16 protein-coding genes are annotated in these 19,328 nt (G+C 62.3%); 3 read left to right on the top strand and 13 right to left on the bottom strand.

The features are described from left to right. Positions 1 to 231: 231 nt before the first annotated feature. From ccmI to ccmA, 11 genes are all read right to left on the bottom strand, one after another. A complete protein-coding gene (ccmI, locus tag EDC35_RS18100; RefSeq protein WP_132978662.1) occupies positions 232 to 1,539 on the bottom strand; it encodes a c-type cytochrome biogenesis protein CcmI in 1,308 nt (435 codons plus the stop codon). A 6-nt stretch (positions 1,540 to 1,545) separates the two neighbouring features. After that, positions 1,546 to 2,037, bottom strand: a complete 492-nt coding sequence (locus EDC35_RS18095; RefSeq protein WP_132978661.1) for a cytochrome c-type biogenesis protein — start codon at positions 2,035 to 2,037, stop codon at positions 1,546 to 1,548. Next, positions 2,034 to 2,567: a DsbE family thiol:disulfide interchange protein gene (locus tag EDC35_RS18090; RefSeq protein ID WP_132978660.1), complete on the bottom strand. Its 534-nt coding sequence runs from the start codon at positions 2,565 to 2,567 to the stop codon at positions 2,034 to 2,036. Before EDC35_RS18090 ends, EDC35_RS18095 begins: the two co-directional genes overlap by 4 nt. A gap of 119 nt (positions 2,568 to 2,686) precedes the next feature. Next, positions 2,687 to 4,669, bottom strand: a complete 1,983-nt coding sequence (locus EDC35_RS18085; RefSeq protein WP_132978659.1) for a heme lyase CcmF/NrfE family subunit — start codon at positions 4,667 to 4,669, stop codon at positions 2,687 to 2,689. Then, complete coding sequence (gene ccmE, locus EDC35_RS18080; RefSeq protein ID WP_132978658.1) at positions 4,669 to 5,142, bottom strand: cytochrome c maturation protein CcmE; 474 nt, start codon at positions 5,140 to 5,142, stop codon at positions 4,669 to 4,671. Before ccmE ends, EDC35_RS18085 begins: the two co-directional genes overlap by 1 nt. A 30-nt stretch (positions 5,143 to 5,172) precedes the next feature. Beyond that, positions 5,173 to 5,346 (bottom strand): heme exporter protein CcmD, encoded by a 174-nt coding sequence (gene ccmD, locus EDC35_RS18075; RefSeq protein WP_132978657.1) that lies wholly within the window; start codon positions 5,344 to 5,346, stop codon positions 5,173 to 5,175. Next, positions 5,343 to 6,101 (bottom strand): cytochrome c biogenesis protein CcsA, encoded by a 759-nt coding sequence (gene ccsA, locus EDC35_RS18070; RefSeq protein ID WP_132978656.1) that lies wholly within the window; start codon positions 6,099 to 6,101, stop codon positions 5,343 to 5,345. Before ccsA ends, ccmD begins: the two co-directional genes overlap by 4 nt. Before the next feature lie 63 nt (positions 6,102 to 6,164). Next, the gene (locus EDC35_RS18065; protein WP_243651780.1) at positions 6,165 to 6,440 is read right to left on the bottom strand and encodes a DUF2442 domain-containing protein; all 276 of its coding nucleotides are present in this window, start codon (positions 6,438 to 6,440) and stop codon (positions 6,165 to 6,167) included. Beyond that, a complete protein-coding gene (locus EDC35_RS18060) occupies positions 6,418 to 6,711 on the bottom strand; it encodes a DUF4160 domain-containing protein (RefSeq protein ID WP_243651779.1) in 294 nt (97 codons plus the stop codon). The genes EDC35_RS18065 and EDC35_RS18060 overlap by 23 nt, the downstream gene beginning before the upstream one ends. Next, positions 6,704 to 7,375 (bottom strand): heme exporter protein CcmB, encoded by a 672-nt coding sequence (gene ccmB, locus EDC35_RS18055; RefSeq protein WP_132978655.1) that lies wholly within the window; start codon positions 7,373 to 7,375, stop codon positions 6,704 to 6,706. The genes EDC35_RS18060 and ccmB overlap by 8 nt, the downstream gene beginning before the upstream one ends. Positions 7,376 to 7,380: 5 nt before the next feature. Continuing rightward, entirely contained in the window at positions 7,381 to 7,998 is a 618-nt protein-coding gene (ccmA, locus tag EDC35_RS18050) for a cytochrome c biogenesis heme-transporting ATPase CcmA (RefSeq protein ID WP_132978654.1), read from the bottom strand. A gap of 333 nt (positions 7,999 to 8,331) precedes the next feature. Here ccmA and EDC35_RS18045 point away from each other — a divergent pair, with 333 nt between their 5' ends. Next, positions 8,332 to 8,910 carry an OmpA family protein gene (locus EDC35_RS18045; protein ID WP_165903482.1) on the top strand — a complete coding sequence of 193 codons (579 nt, stop codon included), beginning with the start codon at positions 8,332 to 8,334 and terminating at the stop codon, positions 8,908 to 8,910. A gap of 11 nt (positions 8,911 to 8,921) precedes the next feature. Here the strand turns inward: EDC35_RS18045 and EDC35_RS18040 are convergent, their stop codons facing one another. Then, positions 8,922 to 10,874, bottom strand: coding sequence for a serine/threonine protein kinase (locus EDC35_RS18040; protein ID WP_165903481.1), 1,953 nt, complete (start codon positions 10,872 to 10,874; stop codon positions 8,922 to 8,924). Between the two features lie 175 nt (positions 10,875 to 11,049). On the opposite strand from EDC35_RS18040, the gene EDC35_RS18035 reads away from it, so the two are divergent. Continuing rightward, the gene (locus EDC35_RS18035) at positions 11,050 to 15,234 is read left to right on the top strand and encodes a two-partner secretion domain-containing protein (RefSeq protein WP_132978651.1); all 4,185 of its coding nucleotides are present in this window, start codon (positions 11,050 to 11,052) and stop codon (positions 15,232 to 15,234) included. 11 nt (positions 15,235 to 15,245) lie between these two features. Here EDC35_RS18035 and EDC35_RS18030 read toward each other — a convergent pair whose 3' ends face one another. Further along, the gene (locus tag EDC35_RS18030; RefSeq protein WP_132978650.1) at positions 15,246 to 17,462 is read right to left on the bottom strand and encodes an InlB B-repeat-containing protein; all 2,217 of its coding nucleotides are present in this window, start codon (positions 17,460 to 17,462) and stop codon (positions 15,246 to 15,248) included. A 142-nt stretch (positions 17,463 to 17,604) separates the two neighbouring features. Here EDC35_RS18030 and EDC35_RS18025 point away from each other — a divergent pair, with 142 nt between their 5' ends. Beyond that, positions 17,605 to 19,320, top strand: coding sequence for a ShlB/FhaC/HecB family hemolysin secretion/activation protein (locus EDC35_RS18025; RefSeq protein WP_132978649.1), 1,716 nt, complete (start codon positions 17,605 to 17,607; stop codon positions 19,318 to 19,320). Positions 19,321 to 19,328 lie beyond the last annotated feature (8 nt).

Here is a 19,328-nt window from a genome sequence, read left to right as displayed (position 1 = left end):
GGCAACGCTTCTATGTCCTCCCGCAAGCGGTCTGAATCATTCATCAATTTGATGGACAGGAGGCAAAAAGGACTTGCGTCAGAACAGAGTATCTATGAGCTACGAGCAGCCCCCCAGAAATCACCTAAGCGATTGATTTTAAAATTTTACTTAAACCGCGCCCCACCGAACTTCATTGGTCGTCACAGTGCCGATCCTCACTCGAAAAACGCCTGTCACACTGGACGCGGTTTAAGGCCGGACGCGGTTGATCGTGACGGCAACGGTGCTGTCAGTACCGAGCCTGATCGTTCCCGTTTCGCCTTCGAGATCGCCCGTCTGCGCCATGGCGTCGCCCGTTTTCGAGACACGGGCACCGATCACGACCTCCGTGACATCCGACAGACGCCGGTTAGGCATCATCGCCATGCTGTCGTCCAGGGTCACGGTCTGCGGCAGATCCTTGACCTGAAGACGCTTTGCTGCCAGCGGCATGGCCGAACCGCTGGCGGCGCGGGCAAAAATGAAGAGACTGTCATCCGGTCCCGCCTGGGCGGCGATACCGGGGTCCAGGCTCACCTCGACCGCGACCGATGCGCCGGCAGGCGCGGCGATGGCTCCGGTTTGATCGGATGCCGCTTTCGGTGCGGGCGATTCGGTTGCAGCCGGTTCGGTCGTGGCGGCGGCGGAAGACAGACCCGCCTCACGACGCGCATCGGCAATCATCTGACCCAGATTTTTGGCCTCGTCACTTGCGGGATCCATCTCATCCAGGATCTTCTGCCAGGTCACAATGGCCGTGTCGATCCGCCCTCCCTGATAGTCGATCATCCCGCCGAGCCAGCGCGCGACCTGATTGTCCGGCTCCTGCGCCAGTGCGGCGCGGATGAGTTCGGTCGGTCGGCCCGCCAGACTTTTGGTCGGGCTGGCAGCCGACAGCGCCTGGGCGTAGGACAGCATCACATCCACGCGCTGCGGGGCGAGCGCATACGCCTTTTCGATGGCCTGGAGACCTTTTTCCATCTGATCCGTGGCGAGATAGGTGCGACCGAGCATCAGCCAGCCTTCGACGTTGGCCGGATCGGCCTGCAGGCGTTCTTCCAGACGCTGGACCAGCATCTCCATTGAGGCGGCTTCCTGATTCTCTGCGCTGGCCGGCTGGCTGGCGGCGGTCTCCAGGCGCGGGATGATGCCCTGATCGCCCAGCTCCAGATACATGAAGACCGTGAGTGCAGGCACACCAATGGCGAGCGCGACGGCCAGCAGCCAGCGGCTGACAGCCGAGGATGGCGTGCTGTCCGGCGTGGCGGCCGCGTTGCCGTCGAGATCGTGCAGCAGATCGCGCTCCAGATCGCGGCGGGCGGCGGCGTACTGGTCCTGATCGAGAAAACCGGCGTTCAGGTCGGCGTCCAGTTCCTGCAAACGCTGACGGAAGACCTCCAGATTGAGCGCATCCGGCTCCGGCGAGTCAAGAGGTGCATCCTGGCGGGAGAGCGGCAGAATAATGAACAGCAGGGCCAGACCGATCAGGCCGGCGGCAAGAATCCAGAAGATCATGATGTGGCTCTAATCCTGATGATCGCCGGTCCTGGCGAGAAGTTGCTGGAGACGGGTGCGCTCGGCTTCGCTCAGATCCTGTTCGGGCTCGGCCTTTTTGCGTTGCAGGGTGCGAAACAGCAGCCAGCCGCCGATCCCGACGAAGAGAAAAGGACCGAACCAGAGGATGACGGTCGAGGGCTTGAGCGGCGGCTCGTAGAGCACGAAATCGCCATAACGGGCGACCAGAAAATCGACGACATCCTGCCGGCTTTTGCCCTCCTGCATCATCCGGTAGACCTCCTTGCGCAGATCCTGGGCGACGCCGGCCTGTGAGCCGGCGAGCGATTCGTTCTGACAGACCAGACAGCGGAGTCCGCCGATCAGATCGCGGAATTCGGCGGCTCGCGCCGGATCCTCGAAGGTGAATTCTTCGAGCGTATAAGCCTGCACCGTGCCGCAGCCGATGGCACCAGCCAGCAGGAGGCCGGTCACAAAGCGTTGAGTGAGTCTGCGCATCATTGTAATTGCTCGATGACGGGAAGGATTTCGCTCTCCCACACGGCGCGGTCGATGGGACCGATCCGTTTGTGGCGAATGATGCCTTCCTGATCCACCACGAAGGTCTCGGGGGCGCCATAGACGCCCCAGTCGATCCCGGCCTGATTATCCGGATCGTAGAGACTGACCAGATAGGGATCGCCGAACTGCTGGAGCATCTTCAGCCCGTCCGCGCGGTTGTCTTTCCAGTTGAAGCCGATCACCTGCACGTCATTGTCGCGCGCGATCCGCATGAGTTCGGCGTGTTCCTGACGACAGGACGGACACCAGGAAGCCCAGACATTCACCAGTGAGATCTTCCCCTTGAGGATGTCCTGGGTGATGGTCTGGCCCGGATCCTTCAACGAGGGCAGGGCGAAGTCCGGGGCCGGTTTGTCGATCAGGGGCGATGGCACCTTGCGTGGATCCAACTGCAAGCCGTAGAACAGCAGAGCGGCCAGGGCCAGGAAAATACCCAGCGGGATGAGTGCGCGTGTGGCGGATGTTTTCATGGTGTGAGGTCTTTGAAATTCGTGCCTGTGATCAAATCTTTTTCGACAGGATTAACAGGATTTAAAACAGTGACTTAAAAACCCTGTCAATCCTGTTAATCCTGTCTGAATCTTTAGCGTCAGGCGGTCGCCACAGCGCCGGCTGGCGCGATGGCTCTCTGGCGGGCGGTACGATAGCGCCGATCAGTCACGGCCAGGATGCCGCCGATTGACATCAGGATGCAGCCGAGCCAGATCCAGCGGACATAGGGTTTGTAATAAACCCGCAGCGCCCAGTCGCCGGTAACGCCCACCGGCTCGCCGAGCGAGATGTAAATATCGCGCAGGAAGCCGGCATCGATCGCGGCCTCGGTCATGGGCATGCCGCCCGAGAAATAATTGCGCTTCTCGGGATAGAGCCGGGTCATTTCCTGTTCGCCCCGATAGACGATGAACTCGCCACGGAAGGCGTCGTAATTGGAGCCTTTAACGACCTGGACGCCATTGAACTGGAAGCGATAACCCGAGTCCTCATGGACATTGCCCGGCGACATGCGGATATCCGTCTCGGTACCGTGATTGGAGACCATGGTGACGCCGACGATGAAAACCGCGATGCCGATGTGGGCCAGCCACATGCCGTAATAGCTGCGACTGTTGCCGCTGAGGTCGGACGCCAGCCCCTTGAACCAGCCCCGATGTCTGAGTCGGCTGGCGAGACTGATGAGATGGGTCGCGACCAGCCAGACGCTCATGCCCAGCCCGAAGCCGACCGCCAGACTGCCGGCCGGGAAGACTTCCAGCGCAGCGAGCACAAAGACGAGGACGCCGAGCGCGAGAGCCAGCCACAGCGAGCGGATCAGCCGTTTGGGCTCATCACTTTTCCAGTGCGTCAGGGGGCCGATGCCCATCGCCAGGATCAGCAGCGGCGAGAGAAAAATAAACATCTTGTTGAACCAGGGGAAACCGACCGAGATCTTGCCCCAGCCGGCGGCCTCATAGATCAGCGGCGCCAGGGTGCCGAACAACACCAGCAGCGCCAGGGTGGAAAGCAGCAGATTGTTCGCCAGCAGGAAGCTCTCGCGCGAGACCAGATCGAAGCGCCCGCCGCCCGAGATCGATGGCGCGCGCCAGGCGTAGAGCGCCAGCGAACCGCCGATGACGATGCAGAGAAAGATCAGGATGAAGCTGCCGCGCGTCGGGTCGGTCGCAAAGGCATGGACCGAGGTCAGTACACCCGAGCGGACCAGGAAGGTGCCGAGCAGCGAGAGCGAAAAGGCCGAGATCGCCAGCAGCACGGTCCAGGTCTTGAATGCCGCGCGTTTCTCCGTCACCGCGAGCGAGTGGATGAGCGCCGTGCCCACCAGCCAGGGCATGAACGAGGCATTTTCGACCGGATCCCAGAACCACCAGCCGCCCCAGCCGAGTTCGTAATAGGCCCACCAGGAGCCAAGCGCGATGCCGATGGTCAGAAAGACCCAGGCGACCGTGGTCCAGGGGCGCGACCAGCGCGCCCAGGCCGAATCCAGCTTGCCGCCGATCAGGGCCGCGATGGCGAAGGCGAAGGCAACCGAGAAGCCGACATAGCCCATGTAGAGCATCGGCGGATGGATCGCCAGACCCGGATCCTGCAACAGCGGATTCAGATCGCGGCCTTCGAGCGGGACCGGGAAGATGCGCTCGAATGGATTGGAGGTCAGCAGCATGAACAGCAGAAAGCCAATCGCAATCATGCCCTGCACCGAGATGACACGCGCGATCATGGCCAGCGGCAGATTGCGGCTGAGCGCACCAACCGCCGCCCCCCAACCGGCCAGCATCAGCACCCAGAGCAGCAGCGACCCTTCATGCGCGCCCCAGATCGCCGACACCTTGTAGGGGGTCGGCATGAGCGAATTGGAATTGGTCGCGACATAGATGACCGAGAAATCGTCGGTCAGAAAGGCTTGCAGCAGACAGAGAAAGGCGATGACGATGAAGGTCAACTGGCCCCAGGCGAGCGGGCGCGCCAGCTCCATCCAGGCGCGGTTGCCGGTGAAGGAGCCGATCAGCGGCACACTCGCCTGAACCAGGGTCAGGGACAGGGCGAGCAGCAGGGCGAAATGACCGAGTTCAGGCACCATCAGTTGGATGCTCCGGTGCCGTTGGCCTCAGCCGCTTGGATCACGCCTTCCGCATGAGCGGTCTTGAGTGTGCTCGCGACCTCGGGAGGCAGGTATTCCTCATCGTGCTTGGCGAGCACCTCGTCGGCATAAAAGATGCCGTCCGGCCCCAGCTTGCCCTTGGTCACCACGCCTTTGCCCTCGCTGAAGAGGTCGGGCAGGATCCCGGTATAGGCAACCTTGACCGTCTCGGCGTTATCGGTGACATCGAAATGAACCGTCAGCCCGTCCTGCTGGCGCGTGACCGTGCCTTTGGTGACCAATCCGCCGAGCCGGAAGACATGATCAGGCGGCGCCTCGTTGGCCAGCACCTGCGACGGGCTGAAAAAATAGGAAATATTGCTCTGGAGCGCGGTCAGGGCCAGCGCCGACGCCGCGCCGATCCCCAGAATCGCCAGGCCCACGAAGGCCAATCGTTTCTGTCTTGGTTTCATGCTTAACAGTCTCCGAAGTCACAGGCCCGGTCAGTCGTGCCGTTGTTCAGTCTCGCGAATCCGGCTCAATCGACCAAGTCGCGCCAGAATAGTTCGCCGCTGCGCGCGCAGTTGCAGGATTTCGGCCAGCAGCAGGAGCGCGACCATGCCATAAGCGCCCCAGACGAAGAAGGCGTAACCGCCTTGCGAGAAGAATTGGCTCATGTTCGATCCTCAGGATTCAGGAGTTCGCGCACCCACTGGCTGTCGGCCTCGCGGGTCAGGATGATGCTGCGCAGACGCATGAAAATGGTCGCGAACGAATGCATCCAGAAGGCCAGGGTCATGATCAGCATCGCGAACAGGATGTTGCCATCGACGCGACCCAGACCGGAACGCTGGTGCAGCGCCGCGCACTGGGTCGGATCCGGACAGTTGATGGACCAGAAAATGACCGGCACCATCACGAGTCCGACGATGGCGAGCAGGGCCGCGGCGCGATCCGCACGCCGGGTGTCGTCGATGGCCGAATGCAGCGCCATGTAGCCGATATACATGAAAAACAGCACCAGTTCGGAGGTCAGGCGCGGATCCCAGTCCCAATAGGTGCCCCAGCTCGTGCGGCCCCAGAAGGCCCCGGTCCAGAGCGCCAGGAAGGTGAAGATCGCGCCGGTTGGCGCCACCGCGTTGGCCATCATGAAGGACAGCCGGGTGTTGAACACCAGACCGATGGCCGCCCAACCGACCATGACGACATAGAGCCACATCGACATCCAGGCCGAGGGCACATGGATGAAGATGATGCGGTAATACTCCCTCTGTGGATTACTGCCGCCGAGCTGATCGGGGGTCTGAAAGAAACCCCAATAGAGCCCGACGACGAGCAGCAGGGCGGTGAGGATCCAGAACGCCGGGATCAGTCGCCCAGCGATGGGATAGAAAGAGGCGGGGGATGCAAGTTTGAACCAATTCAGAGTCATTGGGTTGATTGGAGCCGTGTTGGTTGGAGAGCGTGTCGCGCCTGATCCTGCTCTTGATTTTGGCTAAGCCGCCTGCCGGGGCAGCGGCAGTTGAAATCTTCCAGCGATAATTCCGGCAATGGTTAAATCTTCGTCAAGTTCTTCCCATCTCAATGCGTGCCCGTTCACTTCAATTTGAACGCTTTTAAGTTGTTTCTCGGATGCTTGACTTAGAATTTGGAAGCGGTCAGCGGGAAAGCCGACAATGCGTCCATCCATTAACTCGACGTAGATCATCCTGCCTTCCGTCCAGGCATTGATGGCGACAGGCTCTGTCTCAGTAGTGATGGTATTCATCATAGATTTCAGTCAGGATTTGTTTATTTTCAAACACAAGCCGCTCAATTTCTCGCAAATCATGTACAGGTATGCCACGATTACGTGCCAAAGCGATTGGCGAGAGCCAGAACTTGCACTCGCCATCGGCGCAGCGCACATGAATATGCGGTGGTTCGGCGCCTTCATCCGAATAAAAATGAAAGCGGAATCCCCCGATTTTCATCACTGTCGGCATGGCTGATTCAGGATAAGTCGCTTTTTGAATGCGTGAGTCAGCCTCACAGCTACTCAACCGAAATCCGCAACGCCGCCGCCGACGCCACCGGCGCAAAAATCAGCGCCACCAGCAGAAAGGCTCCCAGCAGCCCAAGATACGGCTGGGTGTCTGACAGATCGATGACACTCACCTCAATCGCGCCCGCTCCATAGACCAGCACCGGGATATAAAGTGGCAGAATCAGGAGCGACAGCAGGATGCCGCCGCCGCGCAGTCCGAGCGTCAGGGCCGCGCCGATGGCACCGATCAGGCTCAATACCGGGGTGCCGAGCAGCAGCGCCAGCATCATGACCCCGATGGCGGTGTCGGACAGGTGATACTGCATGCCGACCAGCGGGGCGATCAGCACCAGCGGCAGCCCGGTCAGGAGCCAGTGCGCGGTGATCTTGGCCAGTACCAGCAGCGACAGGGGTTGCGCCGTCAGGAGCATCTGTTCGAGCGTGCCGTCTTCGTAGTCCGCCGCAAAGAGACGTTCCAGCGCCAGCATTGAGGCCAGCAGCGCCGCGACCCAGACCACGCCGGGACCGAGGATCTGCAAGACCTGGCGCTCGGTGCCGACGCCCAGCGGAAAGAGACTGACGACGATGACAAAAAAGAACAGCGTGGTCAGCACGTCGGTACGGCGGCGCAGGGCCAGCGTCAGGTCGCGGGTGAGAACGCACCAGAAGACTCGCAGCATGATGATCAGTTCCCCAGATCCAGGCGCCGGATCTGACCCGAGGTCAGCGGCACCTCCTGGTGCGTGGTCAGGACAGCCAGCCCGCCAGCGGCGATGTGATCGGCGATCAGACGCTGGAGCAGGGCCACGGCGCCGGTATCCAGTGCGGTGAAGGGTTCATCCAGGATCCAGAGGGGCGCCCGGCTGAGGATGAGCCGTGCCAGCGCGACCCGTTTCTTCTGCCCCTGGGAGAGCATGCGGGTCGGCAGATCCTCGAAACCCGCCAGCCCGATCTGTTTCAGCGCCTCCCAGATCGCCGGCTGATCGACGCGGTCGCCGTCCAGGGTGGCGGCAATGGTGAGGTTTTCGATCCCGCTCAGATCGCCCTTGATGCCGTTGAGATGACCGAAATAGAGCAGATCGCGCTGGAATTCCTCGCCCAGCTCCCGCGTCGGCTGTCCCCGCCAGCGAATCTCGCCCGCATCCGGGGTGAAGAGTCCGCAGAGGGTGCGCAGCAGAGTGGTCTTGCCGCTGCCGTTGCGCCCGCGCACATGCAGCAGAGTGCCGGCGTCGAGGGCGAAATCCAGTCCGGAGAACAGCCGCCGATCGCCGCGTCGGCATTCCAGCTTCGTCACCTCAAGCATCTTGGGCAGTTATCCGATTCGTTGGCGTGGGACTGGCAGGCAGGGCCGGCATAACCGCCGCGACTTGTACAGGGTGGGCGCGTGAGATGTCTATACTCGATTGAACAACCATAAACGCTGGCGCTGTTTTTCACAACCAGGCACAGTCAACTCCCGCCAGCAAAGCATTTTTTGCAAACGGGGGCAACATTTTCCATGGATGATAAAATTTCCGCCGACCATCAGTCAGAACTCGCCAAATGGTGAAAACCCATGAAAAAGCCCATTCTAATCAATCTGATGATGCTATTCGCGATCACTGGTGGAGTGTCTGTCGCGCACGCTGAAGAATATATGAAGCGCGGCGCGAGCGTTCAGGACTATGAACAGGCGTTGAACCGGGTCATGGAGCGCAAACGCGGCCTCGTCACCGGACGCGAGCGTCAGGCCGCGCGTCAGTCGGAACAGGCGCCCAACACCGGCCATCGCACCAAGTCCCAGCCGGCACCGGCATCACGCGCGGAGACCGCACGCGCCGCAACTGTCTCCAGTCCGGACATTTACACCCCTGATCCGACTCAAAACGCCGACACCTCGAACGGGATCTCGATCTACTTCGGCTATGACTCGGCGCAACTCACCAACGCCTCCAGAATGGAGCTGAAAAAACTCGGCCAGGCACTGGCCTTGCCGCAATTCAGCGGGATCTCCTGGCTGATCGAAGGCCATACCGATGCCTCGGGTTCCGCCGATTATAACCAGGGGCTGTCGGAACGACGTGCGCAGTCGGCGCAACGCTATCTCATCGATCAGTTCGGAATCGAACCGCAAAAACTGATCGCCGTCGGCAAGGGTCAGACCGAGCCCTACGACCGCGAGAATCCAAGGGCAAGCATCAATCGGCGGGTGCGTCTGCTGCCAGCCGGGGAATAGCGCGGATGGCTTCAGTGCATGGTCGTGAAGAAATGATAGGCGACAGCGTGCCGAACCGGCCTGCCTGACAGGCCATTGTCAAGCGCGGCGGTGAGTGCGGTGAGATAAGCCCCGGCAGGCTCCGATTGATCGATCCGCCGCCGCGCAAACAGCGGCGTCTCGCTCCAGGTGGCCAGAATGAGATTGTTGCCATGCGGACGCGAGACCACGAAGCAGGCGTCTGGCTCTTGTTCGCATTGAGCATCGTCGCGTGCGCCAATGACAATCTGCGCGCCCGGCGCGACGAAGTGATCCGGCATGGCCGCCGTCGGGAACAGATGCACGACATCCTGATTGCTGTCGATGAAATCCAGATAGAGATAGCCGCCAACCGCGCCTGCGTTGGCAACCGTCAGCACCAGATAGTCCTCTTCGTGATAGAGCCGATCCGGATGGCTGAAGAGGATGGCCGGCATGCCCGGATGCCCTGCCCCATCGGCACCGACCGCACTCATCCTGGCGAGGATGTCGCAAAAGGGCGCCGCAAAGGCGATGTCGCGATCATCGACCGCCGCATCGGGCGCCAGCTCATTCAGACGCTCAATCAGCTTTGTCAGTTGTGCGCGATCACGCAGATAACCCGACAGCCGCAGATCCGTGTCACGCATGGACTCAAGCTTCACGCGCGCGCAGTCCAGCCCGGCCAGACCCAGCCGCTCGGCCAGTTGCGCCGCATCCAATGGTCCGGCCTCTGAGGATTCCCCCCCACCCGCTGGCTGATGCGTCTGGCGGCTGTCCGGTACGCTGACCTCAGGCGGGACGGGAGTTGAATCGAGCGGCAACGGCGGATCCACCCTGTCGGGCGCGCCGATCCAGTCGCGCGCCAGAAATCCGAGCGGAAGACTCAGAAGCAGAACCGCCAGGCCCGCCAGCGGATAGATCCAGCGTCCGGGTGGCGGCGACCGATCCGGCTGATCGCGGAGCCGGCTGAGACGGCTCTCCGACGGCCCGGCAGGATCTGGCGCCGACTGAGGCGCGGTGCCAGACGAAGTGGCTGGGGGCGCGATCACCTGACGCAGCGTCTCAGCCTCCCCGATTCCGACGACGCGCGTCTCGACATCCGCTTCCACAACCCGCTTGAAGAGCGTTCGCCACTGCGCGACGGTTTGGGGCCGCTGCTGCGAATCGAATTGCAGCCCGGCCTCCAGCGCCATCAGAAACGACGGATGATAGCCACAGCATTGCGTCTGCCAGTCGGGACTCAGGCGAGGCGGCGGCGGTCCGCCGGTCACGGCGTAAAACCCGGTCGCGGCCATGGCGTAGATATCCGTCCAGGGTCCCTGCGCGCCACCGAACATCTGCTCCGGCGCGGCAAAACTCGGGGTGTATTGCGAGATGACGCTCACCGCACTGTCCGCCCGCTCACGATGGGCCGCACCGAAATCGATGAGCAGCGGCGTCCCATCCTCACGGATCAGGATATTCGAGGGCTTGATGTCACGATGCCAGACCTGACGGGCATGGGCATGCTCCAGACCATCCAGCAGGGGCAGGATCCAGCGCATCAGCTCCGCCTCGCCGATGCGTCCGCGCGCCTCCAGGATGGCGTCCAAGGGCTCGCCACGCTCGAAGCGCATGCACAGATAGACGGTATCGTTTTCGTGAAAGGCGTCCGTGACCTGCACCAGATTCGGATGCGGCCGCGGACGGGCCAACTGGACCAGCGTCTGGCCCTCCTCCAGAAATTTCTGACGCAGCTGCTCGTAAACGGACTCCTGACCGGGGCGCGCCGCCACGCGCCTGCCGTCCGCCCGATACGCCAGATGACGCGGCAGGAACTCCTTGATGACAAAGGTTTCGCGCAGAATCGCATGCTCGGCGGCATAGACGATGCCGACCCCTCCCCGTCCGAGCGGTTCGCGAATGACAAACTCGTGCAGAGACGTCCCGGCTGGCAGGGGTTCGAGACTGGCGCTATCGTCCATCGCAATCCTCAGCGTTACCGACCCAATCATGTCGCACGGCCTTCACCGCCGCCTGTCCACCACAACTGACGCAGTTTTTAAGGCTGGACGTGCTTGACCAGGATCATACAAGATACTTCGGCCTGATCGGACGGCGGTCTCGACATCATTCAGTCAACCACTGGAGAGCGCAGCGATGTCCATCAACTTCTGGCGGCTCCTTCCTGGCCTGACGCTGCTCGGCGCCGCAACCTGTCCCGCCCAGATCGTCACCGACGGCACGGTCGGTCCACGCGCCACACTCAGCGGTCCCGACATGACCATCGGCGCCGAACTCGGCACCACGAAAGGCGCCAACCTCTTCCACAGCTTCCAGACCTTCGACATCCCGACCGCCCACACCGCCACCTTCACCGGCCCGGATCAGATCCAGAACGTCATCAGCCGCGTCACCGGCGGCAAGGCATCCCAACTCGACGGCACCCTGCGCTCCCGGGTGGGGAAGGCCGATGTCTTTCTGGTCAACCCGTCGGGCGTGGTCATGGGACCGAATGCCAGGGTCGATGTCCCGGCGGCCTTTCATGTCAGCACCGCCGATGAGGTTCGCTTTACCGATGGCAGCCGCTACAGCGCCAGCGATCCGGCCTCCAGCAGCCTGACCATGGCGGCGCCCGAATCCTTCGGTTTTCTCTCACCGCAACCGGCCAGTCTCACCATCAACGGCAGTCAGTTGGAGCTGAAGCCGGGCAAGACCGCGACGCTGACGGCGGGGGACGTGAGCATTGCCGGCACCAGCCCCACCCAGCGTGCCGGGGTCAACGTGGCAGGCGGAACCATTCGCGTCGAGGCCGTGGGAGGCCGGGGCAAACAGGTGCCTGTCAATGCAGCATCGCAGACAGCGGGCACCGGCAAGCTGTCGATCAAACATGCCGGTCTGGGGACGATCGGCGACGGCGGCGGCCAGTTGAGCATCCGCGCCGGCGAGATCGATCTGGACAACGGATGGCTCTTCGCCAACAACATCGGAACAACCGACGTCATCAGCAGGATCGACCTGACCGCCACCAGCCGACTGACGCTCACGAATCAATCTTACATCTCCAGCAGCACGGCAGCTTCCGGCCAGGCTGGAAACATCTCGATTCGGACGGGCGAGCTTCAGGCGGATGGCGAGTCGGCCATTCTGAGCGGCGCTTCCCGGGGATCGGAGGGTGCCGGCGGAAGCCTCGTGTTGGACGTGACCGGTCTGCTGCGTTTATCCGGCAAGACCTGGATAGGCACCGATACCTGGGGCAGCGGACAGGCCGGGGAGATCACGGTGCAGGCAGGCAGGCTGGAGCTGTTTTCCGGGGCAACCATTTCCAGCAATATCTATGGCGGCGGCAATGCCGGGCAGGTCGCCGTTCATGCCGATGAACTGCACCTGGACGGACTATCGACTGCAATCATGAGTCTGGCCGCGCCAGAGTCGCAAGGCCGTGCTGGCCGTGTCGTGATCGAGATCGCGAAACTCGCGCGACTGAGCAACGATGCATTCATCGGCAGCGATTCATACGGAGCAGGCAATGCCGGCGGGGTCTCTCTGCGAACCGGAGCACTGGAAGCGGCGTCGGGCGCGGACATCTCATCCAACACATACCGCCAGGGACATGCCGGAACCGTCAGCGTGCAGGCCGCCGCACTCCATCTCACCGGCATCAATACCAGCATCGCGAGCACATCGGGTCAGGACGCAAGCGGTCATGCTGGCGATGTGACAATCGACGTCGATGGGCTTGCGCGTTTGCAGGATGGTGCCTGGATCGGCAGCGACACCCTCAGCACAGCCGACGCCGGGCAGACCCTGATCAGAGCCGGCATGCTCGAACTCTCTGGCGACAGCTCGATTTCCAGCAACACCTTAGGCGAGGGCGCTGCCGGAAATGTCGAGATTGACAGCTATGACCTGCGACTCAACGACAGCTCCTGGATCACCAGTCTTGCGTCTTTGGGTGCAACAGGAAGAGCCGGTCAGGTATGGGTGAAGGTTAAAGGCCAGGCCGTTCTGAGCGACCGCAGTTCAATTCTCAGCAGCACCTTTGGGCCGGGCGATGCCGGTCAGGTCAGCGTGCGCGCCAAGATGCTGAATCTTCTGGACGTCGCCCGGATCGATAGCAGCACTTATTCATCGGGCAATGCGGGCAAGGTCGATGTCGCCGCCGACAGGCTGCACATCTCAGGCGCTCACTCCAATCAGGATATGGGGATCCTGAGCACGACCTTCGCCGAAGGCCAGGCCGGTTCGGTAACGGTCAAGGCCGGCGCGCTGCGGATTGATGGCGCGGGATCCGAACATTTCATCGGGATTACCAGCGGCTCTTATCCGCAGTCAACCGGTAACGCAGGCACCGTCAGCGTGGCAGTCTCCGGTTTGCTGGAGCTTCTCGGCGGCGGTCAGATCGATAGCAGCACCTATTCATCGGGCAATGCGGGTCAGGTCGATGTCACCGCTGGCATGCTGCATATTTCAGGTGCCGGCTCCAGTCAGGACATGGGGATCCTGAGCGCAACCAAAGCCGAAGGTCACGCCGGCCCGGTCACGGTCAAGGCCGGCGCACTGCGGATTGATGGCGCAGGGTCTGGAGACTTTACAGGCATCACCAGTGGCACTTATCCGCAATCGACCGGCAACGCGGGCACCGTCAACGTGGAAGTCACCGGTTTGCTGGAGCTTCTCGGCGGAGCGCAGATCGACAGCAGCGCCTATTCCTCGGGCAATGCCGGCGAAGTTCTGGTTAAAGCCGGCGAGTTACGCATCGATCACGTTCAGGACGCGCCTTTTGAGACGGGCATCAGCAGCCGCACGCAATCAACCGGAAACGCCAATCGGGTCACAATCGATGTCCGGGGTCTGCTGGACATCGCCAACGGGGGCAAGATCGACAGCACCACTTTTGCCGCCGGCAATGCCGATGTGGTCACCATTCATGCCGGCACGGCGCAACTCCTGAATGGATCAAGCATCGAGAGCCAGGCGCGCCGACGCTCAACCGGTCAGGCGGGGGCGGTCAATCTGCATGTCGATGGATTGCTGGATCTGCGCGACGGGTCGGAAGTCTTCACCGATACCTGGGGGACAGGCAATGCGGGCACTGTCACCGTGACAGCGGGCAACCTGCGCCTCGATCACGCACGTCTTGCCAGTCAGGCAAACACCGGTTCGACCGGCGAGGCGGGCGATGTCTCGGTGACGGTCGATAACCTGCTGGAACTCTTGCATGGCGGCGTGATTTCGACCAGTACCTGGGCCAGGGGGCAAGCCGGAGACATCGTCATCACGGCGGGGAATGCGTCTCTCGACGGCGGTGGAACAGGCAACCCGCTGACCACCATTTACAGCGATGCCTATGCCGGCTCCAGCGGCGATGCCGGAACCGTGACGATGCAGATAGCGGGACTGCTGGAGGCGCGTCACGGGGCGATCATTTCGACCAACGCCTGGTCGGTGGGCAATGCCGGCGACGTCGAGATCCAGGCCGACCGGCTGCGTCTGGTTGGCGCGGGAATCCTGAGTGCCGCGAATCCCGGCGCCAGCGGTCAGGTCGGGAAGGTCACAGTGCGCGCCACCAATGTCTCGCTCAACGAAGACGCGCAAATCAGTATCGCTGCCAATCACGGCATGCCCGTCGCCATCACGACATCCGATCAGCGTATCCGGATCGATGCCGGCAGGCTGCTGCTCGATCGGAGCGCCATCACCGCCGCCAGCACCGGAAACGTCCCGGCCAGCGCCATTCAGATCCGCGCGGACGACCTGCGTCTCGCCCACGACAGCCGCATCACGACCGAAGCGAGTCAGGCGGATGCCGGGCCCATTGCCATCGGCGGCGGTCGGCTGTGGCTGACCGACAGCCTCATCACCACCTCGGCCAACGGTCAGGCTGGCAACGGCGGCGACATCACCCTGACACCCGATTACCTGATCCTCGACGGCGGATTCATCCAGGCCAACACGGCGGCCCAGGGCGCGCGCGGCGGCAATATCCTCATCGACAGCCGCGCCCTTATCGCCAGTCAGGGGTTGCTGGAGATCGGCGGCGCCACCCGCCAGGACTTCGCCGCGCATAGCGGACGCAACATCATCCAGGCGGCTGCCCCCGGCGGTGAGCAGGGGGTGATCAAGGTCACCGCACCGGATCTGGATCTCACCGCCAGCCTGACCCCGCTCGCCACACCTTTCGACGATCCCGACGAGCTTTTCGCCGATCTGTGCCGCATCGCCACCGGCGACCAGGCCAGCTCACTGATCGAGCGCGGCAGCGGCGGGCTTGCCCCCGCCCCCGATGCGCCGGGAGCGGTGTCGCTGGGCGGGACGCGGCTGGATCGGATCCTCGCCAGGTGATGCGCCCGACGTCACTTCACGGTATAGGTCTTGCGGAGCTGGTTATTCCCTTCTCTGGATTCAGGCGTTTCGCACCAGCTATCGACGAATGCCCGAAATGTTTTGGTGCCCGCGCGACCGGCGCGGAACCTGATGGTCAGGGTTTTGCTCTGGCCCGCTTCAAGACGACCAATGGCGGCCCAGGACTCACTCATGGCGCCGCAGGACTGCGCTGTCGATTGATTGCTCCAGAGATCGAGATAACCGCCATCGGCCCCCAGCGTCCCTTGGTTTTTGACCGTCACCCTGGCCGTGAAGGTGCCCTTGGCACTCGGCGACACCGGATTCAGGCTGATTCCGGTCACCAGCAGATCGACAGAGGAATTGCCGGTGAAGGTCGCGGTGACCGTTGTTTTGGCGGTCATTCTGACCACACAGGGTCCGGTCGTGTTGGTGCAGGCGCCTTTCCAGCCGGCAAAGCTCGCACCCGCCGCCGGAACCGGCGTGAGTGTCACGGAAGTCCCGTGATTGAAGCTGGCCTGACACTGGGTTCCGCAATCGATTCCTGCCGGCTTGCTGGTGACTGTGCCGGGACCGGCCTTGCTGACCGAGAGGCTGTATCGTCTGGGTGCGAATCCGGCGACCAGAGTACGGTTGGCCTGGACGGTGAAGGCATATTGCGCACTGGTCGAGACAACCTGAGCGTTTTGGGTCCAGTTGGTGAAAGTCCAGCCCGTGCTGGGCGTGGCGCGCAGGGTCGCGGTGACACCGGCAGGATAGACACCGCCACCGGAGACCGTACCGCCCTGCACCGGGTTGGCGGACGCGGCAATGGTATAGGTCGCTGAATTCCAGAGATGACCGCGTCCCGCACAGAGCGGATTCTGCGGTTGGAAACTGGCATCCAGTTGCAGATCGACATCATGGGACCGGGCATCGCCGCCGATATGTGTCTGCCAGGCCGCCAGATTGCCGACCCAGGGTTCGCCGCCTCCGGTACGCTGATCCCTGAAACCCGCTGCACCGGCCTGCCGGTCATAACAGTTGTCGGACATGATCGGTTTGCCGGTCAGGGCGCTCATACCGCCAAAATCGAGTGAGTAGCGGATATCGACCAGGGGCGGATCGGTCGTCACCGCCGACGACTGACTGATGACGTTGCGCAGAAAGGACGGATTCAGATTGGGCGGTCGTCCCGCCTTGTCATCCCAGTCCTGATAACTCAGACCGAAATACAGCGGGCTGTGATACTGATTGGCGGCATCCAGAATGGTGTTGTTATAGGCCTGGGCGTCCTTCGAGGCATAAAAGCCGATTCCCGCCCAACCGGTCTCGCGGATCAGGTTATAGCGTGCGATCCCACGGATATTTTCGTAGTAATCGGGGTTGACGGTCAGATCGAAATATTCCGGGCTGGTGTCGAAACCAAGCAGAATGCCCGCCGCACCGGTGCGTTCGATCAGGTTGTATTCGATCACCCCGTCGGTTGCGCCGCCTTTGAGATAGACCCCGGTGGAACAGGTGTCATGGATATGGTTGTAAGCGACCTGCGTGCGATCACCGTTGACGTTATCGATGCCTTCGGCATTGCAGTCATCGACTGGCTGACCGACGCCCGAGTCGAAGATTTCATTGTGGCGAATCAGAATATCATCGCTGTTGGGCTTGATCTTGATCACATCGGCATAGGAGCCGTGGAGCCGGGCATGCTCGATCCGGATCCGCGAGACACCCGCGCGGTCATTCGGGTCGCCCCAGTCCCATTTGGTTTCGGTCGAGACCACATAGAATCCGCCGATGACTTCGATACAGGTCAGGACGCCATCGTCCGCGCCCACATAGAAATTGACGCCACTGTTCTGATCGGTATTGGAACTCCGGTCAATCACGGCCCATTCGCCGGGAAAGGAGCGAAGGGTCACGCCGGGCACGCGAAACTGAACCTCATTCGGTTCCAGATAGGTGCCGCCGCGCACCACGATGCTTTCATTGGCCTGGACGACCTCGGCCACGCGGGACAGGGTCCGATAGGGACGCGCCAGCGAACCATCGGCAGTTGCATCGTTTCCGGAGAGCGACACATAACGGACCTTGCCGGTGATGACGGCGGCGTCGCAAACCGCACGCTGCACACCCGGCGCGGCGGCTGTCGATACCTGATCGGCGAGCGGATCGGCGTCACGCGCCGACAGGGGCGCCACCATCGACAGCGCCAGCATGAACGCGAGACCTGTTTGCAAGCCAGACATGGCCAAATCCTCTATCTTTGCGGACGGTATCGTTGAGTGTAGCCAATCCGCCAGGCCGGCATTACCGGAGGCTTATGTTGATGTCATGAGCGGCGGGACGCGGCTGGATCGGATTCTGTCCCATTAACCCAAACGGCTGACGATGATGAACCTGTGCTCCGGTGATCGATACGCTTGGGCGTCTCTGCTGTGGTCGCTGCCATTGGCGGTGAGTCTGGCCCAGGATGTGCCGCCGGTATCCTCCCTGCCGGGCGGACATCGCGGCGCGACCGGGCCGGCACCGATGGAGCCGCTGCCGACTGAAGCGATCCCTGCCACGCCGCCGCCAGATAGCAGACCTGTTCCGGTGCCGACCGGCGGACCGGGCTTCATGTTGCACGGGGTCCGCTTCGAGGGCGGCGGGACGCTGCCTCAGGATGGGCTCAAGGCGGTCTATACGCCCTTCATCGGTCAATGGCTGACCCTGGCGGATGTCGAGGAATTGCGCTATCGCCTGACCAGGCATTATGTGGATCAGGGCTATGTCAACAGCGGCGTGCTGCTGAAGCCGGATCAGGTGGTGCGCGATGGCGTCATCGTCTTTCAGATCATTCCGGGGCGTCTGGCCGAGATTCGGGTGAGCGGGCAGGAGAGGCTGCGACCGTCCTATGTGACTGGCCGCATTCAGCCCGATCCGGAGATACCCTTCAATCGCAGCGATTTGCAGGAGCGGTTTCAGCTTCTGCTTCAGGACCCGCTGATCGAGCAGATTCACGGCACCCTGCTCCCCGGCAACGCACCGGGCAGCGCGGTGCTGGATCTCCAGGTGCAGCGCGCCCGGCCCTGGGATCTGTATCTGCGCACCGACAATTACCGCCCGCCGAGCACCGGGGCCGAGCGTGCCTATGTGGGCGGCGTGGTGCGCAATCTGACCGGTTTCGGCGATGTGCTGGATCTCTATCTCGGGCGCGCCTATGAGGGCCAGGGCAACGAAGGGGCGATCGGCTGGTCGGTTCCGCTCAATGCGCGCGACACCCGTCTGATGCTGCATTACGACCTCACCAATGCCTCGCTGCTCGAAGAGCCGCTGGTCGATCTCAACATCGAGAGCGAGACCAATCGTTTCGATCTGGGTCTGTCGCATCCGCTGTGGCAGTCATTGCAGAGCACGCTGCGACTGGGCGGGCTGCTGAGCTGGTCGGAGAACAAGACCACCCTGCTGGGCGAACCCTTCTCCTTTTCGGAGGGCGCGGTGGAGGGCACCAGCCGGGTGACTGCGTTGCGCTTCGTGCAGGAGTATTCGCGACGCTCCGCGAAGCAGGCCTATGCCCTGCGCTCGGTCCTGAGTTACGGTCTCGATGCCTTCGACGCCACCATTCACCCCGCCAATACGCCCGACAGCCGTTTCGCGGCCTGGCTCGGTCAGGGGCAGGCGGTGTGGCGTCTGACCGAAAGCGGCACGCAGTTGATCCTGCGCGGGGGCATCCAGCTTGCGGGCGAACATCTGCTGCCCTTGGAGCAGTTCGCCATCGGCGGCGTCAACACGGTGCGCGGCTATCGCGAGAACGAACTGGTCGGCGACAGCGGTTATGCCGCCTCGCTGGAGCTGCGTTATCCGCTCTGGGAGGGCGTCGGTTTTGCCGAGACCCGGCAACAGGTTCAGCTTGCCGCCTTCACCGATACCGGTAGCGCCTGGAATCACGGTCAGTTCAACCAGCGCGAAGACCTTTTCTCGGTCGGCGTCGGACTGATCTGGACGATTGAGGAACGCCTGCGCGCGGAACTCTATCTGGGACACGCCCTGACTGATCGCACGCCCCAGACGGATCACAATCTTCAGGATGACGGGATTCATTTCATGGTCCAGGCCGATTTTTAGGTGACTGA

Source organism: Thiobaca trueperi, assembly GCF_004342175.1.
In the GTDB taxonomy this organism is placed as follows: domain Bacteria; phylum Pseudomonadota; class Gammaproteobacteria; order Chromatiales; family Chromatiaceae; genus Thiobaca; species Thiobaca trueperi.
The sequence above is the reverse complement of the archived record's forward strand: the minus strand, read 5'-3'. Positions and strand labels throughout refer to the sequence as shown.